This window comes from Devosia sp., from assembly GCF_034675085.1.
GTDB lineage: Bacteria > Pseudomonadota > Alphaproteobacteria > Rhizobiales > Devosiaceae > Devosia.
Map to the genome: position 1 here is coordinate 1 of NZ_JAUCDN010000466.1, position 1,781 is coordinate 1,781.

General features: G+C 63.2%; 2 protein-coding genes. Both read right to left on the reverse strand.

Features of this window, described 5'->3' with window-relative positions; all coding sequences use genetic code 11:
* Positions 1-630 (reverse strand): amidohydrolase family protein (locus VDP82_RS17770; protein WP_323016145.1); only part of this gene is annotated, 630 nt, incomplete at its 3' end.
* On the reverse strand, positions 627-1,781 hold a 1,155-nt coding region (locus tag VDP82_RS17775; protein ID WP_323016146.1), incomplete at its 5' end, for a urate hydroxylase PuuD. The genes VDP82_RS17775 and VDP82_RS17770, both read right to left, overlap by 4 nt.

Sequence of the window (1,781 nt, forward strand, 5' to 3'; positions counted from 1 at the left end):
CATCTGCGCCGGGGTGGAGGTGATGGCGAAGCGCGGCGAGATGGCATAGAGCCCCCTGCCCCGCTTATGCCAGCGCGCGATCAGGTCCTTGCTGTCGTCATAGGAGGATTGGGCGGTGTCGCACAGCGCCTCGGGGGCGTTGCGGTCCATCATCACCTTGCCGCCGATCATCAGCATGTTGCGCTTTTCGGCCTCGGCGAAATAGGCATCGACCGAATTGGGATGGCTGGAGCAATAGGCCACCGCCGTGGTGGTGCCATTGCGGATCAACTCGTCATAGAATTGAGCGGCAATGGCGCCGGCATGGCCCTGCCGGCTGAATTTCTGCTCTTCGAAAAAGGTGTAGGTATTGAGCCATTCCAGCAGCGAGCCGGCATAGGAGGCGATCATCTGGCTCTGCACATAATGCAGGTGCATGTCGATGAAGCCGGGCAGGATCAGATGCGGGCGATGGTCGATCACCTCGGCACCGATGGCGGCAGCGGCGTCGAATGCGCCGACCCGGACGATGCGCCCCGCCGCGACCTCGATGGCACCGTCCTCGATATAGCTGTAGCTGGCCGCGTCATCGAGGCCCTGCGGCGCGCTGAGAAAGCTCAGCACCCGCCCGCGCAGGATGGTCCGGCTCATGAGCCCGTGCCTTCCCGATACCATTCGACCAGCAGCGCCCGCTCCTGTGCCGTCATCTCGGTGGCATTGCCCGGCGGCATGGCGTGGCTCCAGCCGGCCTGGATGGCGATCTCATGGGCATGGCTGGCGATGGCGGCGTCATTGTCGAGAATGACGTTCTTGGGCGCCTGGTAGATCCCCGGCCATGCCGGCTCGGCCGTATGGCACATGGCGCAACGCGTCTGCACCGTCAGGCTGGCCGCGGCGAAATGATCGGCGCGAAGAAAGCTCTCGGCCGCCTGAGACGCCACCCCCTCTCCGGCCGAACCGGCCAGTTTGGGCCCGGTGGAGAGCCAGGCGACGACCAGGAACAGCACCACGGCCACGCCCCAGGTCCAGTGCGGATTGCCTTTCCGCGCGTGACGGGTGTTGAAATAATGCCGGATGACCACACCGATCAGGAAGATCAGCGAGGCGATGATCCAGTTCCATTGCGTGGCGAAGGCCAGCGGATAATGGCTGGACAGCATGAAGAAGATCACCGGCAGGGTGAGGTAATTATTGTGCAGGCTGCGCTGCTTGGCGATTCTGCCATATTTGGCGTCGGGCACCCGCCCGGCCTTGAGGTCGCCCACCACGATCTTCTGGTTGGGGATGATGATCATGGCCACATTGGCGGTCATGATGGTGGCAGTGAAGGCCCCCATATGCAGCATGGCGGCGCGGCCGGTGAAGAGCTGCGTATAGCCCCAACTCGCCGCCACCAATATGGCGAACAGCACCAGCATCAGCCCGGTGGTGGATTGCCCCAGCCGCGACTTGCACAAAAGGTCATAAAGCACCCAGCCGACCACGATGGAGCCGGCCGAAATCAGGCTCGCCACCCAGCCCGGGACATCGAGCACATTGCGGTCGACCAGATAGATATCGGCGCCCACATAATAGAGCAGCGCCAGCAGCATGGCGCCGCTCAGCCAGGTCCAATAGCTCTCCCATTTGAACCAGGTCAGGTGCTCGGGCAGGAATTCGGGCGCCACCAGATATTTCTGGATGTGATAAAAGCCCCCGCCATGCACCTGCCATTCCTCGCCATGGGCGAGCGGGGGCAGGCTCGGGGTCTTGCGCAGGCCCAGATCGAGCGCGATGAAGTAAAAGGACGAGCCGATCCAGGC